This window comes from Alcanivorax sp. HI0044 (assembly GCF_001634945.1).
Window position 1 is genome coordinate 1 of sequence record NZ_LWEZ01001343.1, and the last position, 4,309, is coordinate 4,309.

Genomic DNA, 4,309 nt, shown 5'->3' on the forward strand with positions numbered 1-4,309 from the left:
GAGGCGGCACACCTTCTTGCCCTGCTTGGCATAATGGACCAGCAATTCATTGATGTTGTTCTGGGGCAGCGCGTGTTTATCGCGGGCCTTGCCCACGTACACCAACTCCGCATCCCGGCGGGCCAGATCCACGATACCCTTGCCCACCAAGCGGTCGTACAGCACCACGTCGGCTTTCTGCAGCAGGCGCAACGCCCGGAACGTCAACAGGTCCGGGTCACCGGGACCTGCACCCACCAGGTAGACCTCACCCCGACTCAGGCAGGCCGCATCAGCGGATTCAATGGCCGCAGCCAGCATGGCTTCCGCTTCGCTGTCCTTGCCAGCCAGCACTTTCTCCACCACCGGGCTATCCAGGGTCTGCTCCCAGAACAGGCGCCGCGCGCCGATATTATCGAGTTTTTCTTTGAGGGGCTGACGGAAGCGGGCCATCAGGTCCGCCAGCCTCCCCCAACGGGCAGGCAAGGACGATTCCAGCTGGGCCCGCAGCTTACGCGCCAGTACCGGCGAGGCGCCGGAGGAGCTGATACTGATCAGCACCGGAGAGCGATCCACGATGGCAGGAAAGATGAAATCGCCCAGCGACGGATCATCGACTACATTGACGGGCAAACCACGCTGTTGCGCCTGGCGGGCAATGTCGGCATTGGTGCTGCGATCGTCCGTGGCGCAAATGACCAGCGCAACCCCATCCAGATCCGTGCTCGCAAACACACGATCCATACAGGCGCCGCCACTCTGCGCCACAATAGCGCGCAATTCATCGCACACTTGCGGGGCAACCACATTCACTACCGCACCCGAACGGTGCAGAAGGCGCCCTTTACGCAGCGCCACTTCGCCGCCGCCAGCCAGCAGAGCCACTTTGCCCTGCAAACGCCAACTGATCGGTAAAAATTCCATGCTTGCTCCCGGTAAACGCCGGACACCAGATGCATTACGCCTGGCGCAAACGGCAGAACCCCTTCGTTACAGGTTTGCCATAGGCGAACACCCATTGCCGCATCCGCCGCCGTTGCGCCAGAACAGCCTTACGTCAGGCGTTCCAGACCTCTCATGTAGGGACGCAATGCCTCCGGCACGGTCACGGAACCATCTTCGTTTTGATAGTTCTCCAGAATCGCCACCAGCGTACGCCCTACTGCCAGGGCAGACCCATTCAAAGTGTGTACCAATTCTGGCTTGCCGGTTTCCGGATTACGCCAGCGGGCCTGCATACGGCGCGACTGGTAATCCTGAAAGTTGGAGCAGGAAGAGATTTCCCGATAGCGCTGCTGGCTCGGCAGCCAGACTTCGATGTCGTAGGTTTTGGACGAGGAAAAGCCCAAATCTCCGCCACACAGGATCACCACCCGGTAAGGCAGATCCAGTTTTTGCAAAACCGCTTCGGCATGGCCGGTGAGCGCTTCCAGAGCGGCATCGGATTCCTCTGCACGCACCATCTGCACCAGCTCCACTTTTTCAAACTGGTGTTGGCGGATCATGCCGCGGGTGTCCTTGCCGTGGCTGCCCGCCTCGGAACGGAAACACGGCGTGTGGCAGGTGTAGCGGCGCGGCATGGTGTCCGCTTCAAGAATCTCGTCCGCCGCCAGATTGGTCACCGGTACTTCGGCGGTAGGGATCAGGTACAGCTCACGCTCCCCTTCCATCTTGAACAGGTCTTCCGCGAATTTAGGCAGCTGCCCGGTGCCGCGCAGGGCTTCCGGCCCGACCAGAAACGGTACATAGACTTCCTGGTAGCCGTGCTCATCGCTGTGCATGTCGAGCATGAAATCGATCAGCGCCCGATGCATGCGAGCCAACCCGCCGCTCATCACGGAGAACCGGGCGCCGGACAGTTTGGCCGCGCGCTCGAAGTCCAGCCCGCCGTCCAGGGCTTCGCCCACATCCACGTGATCTTTGGGTTCAAACGGCAGTGTTTTCGGTGTGCCCCACTGGCGCACTTCCACGTTGTCCTCTTCGTCATTACCTGCCGGCACCGCATCTTGCGGCACATTGGGAATCCCCATCAGAAATTCACGGATTTCTTCCTGAATCGCCTTGGCGCTCGCCACTTCGCGATCCAGCTCTGCATCGATGGTTTGCAGGGTTTCTGCAACCTGCGACTTGGCGTCTTCCACCGCCATGCCGGACTTGATCAGTTCGCCCACCTGCCTGGAGGCTTTCTTGCGATCGGCCTGCAACTCCTGGGAACGGATGTCTGCCTGCTTACGCTTGGCATCCAGGGACGCAAATGCGTCAAGATCCAGGGTGTAACCGCGTTTGGTCAGCGCCGTTTTGATCGCTTCACCGTCCTGCCGCAGGGCACGAATATCCAGCATGTTTCTCTTACTCCAAAATCAGAAAAGGCTGAGTTGAACGTTTAAACATTCAACGTCCCCATGTTATTCAAAAACCAGTCGGCCCAGTGCCAGACCTGCCATGCCAAGCAGCAGACAGACCGTCACCGACGCCATTGCATAGCCCGCCGCCAGCGAGAAAGCCCTGGCTTCCACCATCCGCACCAGCTCAAACGAAAAGGTGGAAAAGGTTGTCAGGGCGCCGAGCATGCCGGTCATCAAGGCCAGCCGCCATACATCACCCACTGGCAGGCTCGCCATCGTGATCGCCAGCAACCCGAACAGAAAACTGCCTGCCAGGTTCACGCTGAAGGTGGCCCAGGGCCAGGCTGGCATCACCGGGACGCCCACCCACAAGGTGGTGCCAAAACGCAGACAGGCGCCGATGGCACCGCCACAGGCCACTGCAATCCAGGGCAGCATGCCTCCTTCCGTGATCGCTGATACCGACATTATTTCCCCTTCCCGTAACGGGTCCAGTCGCTACTGGCATTCAGGCCACGCAGGCGGGCCAGTTTTTCTGCCACCTTGATTTCAAGCCCGCGATTCACCGGCTCATAGAGACGGGTATGTTGCAGGCTTGCCGGAAAGTAATTTTCCCCGGCCACAAAGGCCTCGGGGAAATCGTGGGCATAATGATACTCGGCACCGAAGCCTTCGTCTTTCATAAGCTGGGTGGGCGCATTGCGCAGGTGCAGGGGCACCTCGTCGGTGGGCTGCTGACGAACCAGCGCGCGGGCCTGATTATAGGCGTTGTAGACCGCATTACTTTTCGGCGCTACCGCCAGGTAGGCGATGGCCTGAGCGATAGCCAGCTCCCCTTCCGGGCTCCCCAATCGCTCCTGCACATCCCAGGCCTGCAGGCAGAGCGTCAGTGCTCGCGGGTCGGCATTGCCGATATCTTCACTGGCCATGCGGACCACACGGCGGGCAAGGTAGAGCGGGTCACAACCACCGTCCAGCATGCGGGCGAACCAGTACAGAGCCGCATCCGGGTCGGAGCCGCGTACGGATTTATGCATGGCGCTGATCTGGTCGTAAAACAGGTCGCCGCCCTTGTCGAAACGGCGCACCGCATCACGCAACACCTCGCGCATCAATTCTGCATCAATCTTCGGTGCATCCTGATCCGCCAGATCTGCCGCGACTTCAAGCATATTCAGCAGCCGCCGGGCATCACCATCTGCGTAGTTCAGCAACAACTCCCGGGCATCAGCATCCAGCTGCATACCGTTAAGAGCCGGGTCCTGCAGTGCACGGCCCAACAAACCGCTGAGATCGTCAGGAGCCAATGCTCGAAGCCGATACACCCGCGCCCGCGACAACAGCGCGTTGTTGAGCTCAAAAGACGGGTTTTCGGTGGTGGCGCCGATGAAGGTGATGGTGCCTTCTTCCACGTGGGGCAAGAAGGCATCCTGCTGGGCTTTGTTGAAGCGGTGCACCTCGTCCACAAACAGGACCGTGCGACGCCCCTGCCCCAGGCGAATCTGGGCCTGCTCAACGGCGGCCCGGATATCCTTTACCCCGGACAACACCGCAGAGAGCGTAATAAACGCGGCATCCACGGTTTGCGCCATGATAAGCGCCAGCGTGGTTTTGCCGGTGCCCGGTGGGCCCCACAGAATCATGGAATGCAGCTGCCCCCGGTCCAGGGCCTGACGCAACGGCTTGCCCTCCCCAACCAGGTGCTGCTGGCCTACATAGTCATCCAGGTGGGCAGGTCGCAGGCGCGCCGCCAGGGGCTGAGCCTGCTGGGCGGCATCGGCGGCAAAAAGATCGCTCATGGAAAACGCCTACTGGTGACCGGGCTGCGGCCGGAGCATCCCGGCCGTTACCCTCGATTACTGTTGTTGCTGAATGACATCCGTGCCTTCAGGCGGCTCGAAGTGGAACAGACCGCTATCGATGCCGCCGTTCAGGGTCAGGGTCTTGAAGTCGATGACGGTCTGCTGGCCCAGTGCATCCTGCAA

The 4,309-nt window shown here is 60.6% G+C and carries 4 protein-coding genes; all 4 read right to left on the reverse strand.

Annotated features, from left to right (window positions below; all coding sequences use genetic code 11):
• The coding region (locus A3730_RS19870; protein WP_063538753.1) for a siroheme synthase at positions 1-903 on the reverse strand (903 nt) is incomplete at its 3' end.
• 128 nt (positions 904-1,031) lie between these two features.
• Positions 1,032-2,321 (reverse strand): serine--tRNA ligase, encoded by a 1,290-nt coding sequence (gene serS, locus A3730_RS19875; protein WP_063538755.1) that lies wholly within the window; start codon positions 2,319-2,321, stop codon positions 1,032-1,034.
• 63 nt (positions 2,322-2,384) lie between these two features.
• Positions 2,385-2,792 (reverse strand): CrcB family protein, encoded by a 408-nt coding sequence (locus A3730_RS19880; RefSeq protein WP_231880522.1) that lies wholly within the window; start codon positions 2,790-2,792, stop codon positions 2,385-2,387.
• A complete protein-coding gene (locus A3730_RS19885) occupies positions 2,792-4,123 on the reverse strand; it encodes a replication-associated recombination protein A (protein ID WP_063519158.1) in 1,332 nt (443 codons plus the stop codon). The genes A3730_RS19880 and A3730_RS19885 overlap by 1 nt, the downstream gene beginning before the upstream one ends.
• Positions 4,124-4,309: the final 186 nt, after the last annotated feature.

Coding starts and splice junctions, on each gene's coding strand:
- serS (WP_063538755.1), bottom strand. CDS start 2,321: ATGCTGGATATTCGTGCCCTGCGGCAGGACGGTGAAGCGATCAAAACG.
- A3730_RS19880 (WP_231880522.1), bottom strand. CDS start 2,792: ATGTCGGTATCAGCGATCACGGAAGGAGGCATGCTGCCCTGGATTGCA.
- A3730_RS19885 (WP_063519158.1), bottom strand. CDS start 4,123: ATGAGCGATCTTTTTGCCGCCGATGCCGCCCAGCAGGCTCAGCCCCTG.